1 protein-coding gene is annotated in these 273 nt (G+C 59.7%); it reads left to right on the forward strand.

Annotated features, from left to right (window positions below):
* Positions 1-66: 66 nt before the first annotated feature.
* Positions 67-189 carry a hypothetical protein gene (locus ABG80_RS23875; RefSeq protein WP_268761013.1) on the forward strand — a complete coding sequence of 41 codons (123 nt, stop codon included), beginning with the start codon at positions 67-69 and terminating at the stop codon, positions 187-189.
* The last annotated feature ends 84 nt before the right edge of the window (positions 190-273 follow it).

The raw sequence follows: 273 nt of genomic DNA on the forward strand, positions 1-273 counted from the left end.
AGGTCATCCGAGCCGAGAAAACGGCTCTGAGGCCTTTTTTGGTGACTTTGACGGTGAAGAACGGTGATGACCTGGCTGAACGCTTTAAGCACCTTCATAGAGCCCAGCGCGAGCTATGGAAACGCCGGCAACGTGGGCGCGGCTCTGTGCTCGATGGTGTTGTGGGCGCTGTTTGGTCATACGAAGTGAAGCGGGGAGACAACTCGGGCCAGTGGCACCCGCACCTGCACATGATCGCCTTGGCCGAGGTCGAGCCCAGCCAGGAGCGCTTGT

The sequence above is a fragment of the Aquabacterium parvum genome, assembly GCF_001447195.1.
Taxonomy (GTDB): Bacteria; Pseudomonadota; Gammaproteobacteria; order Burkholderiales; family Burkholderiaceae_C; genus Aquabacterium; species Aquabacterium parvum.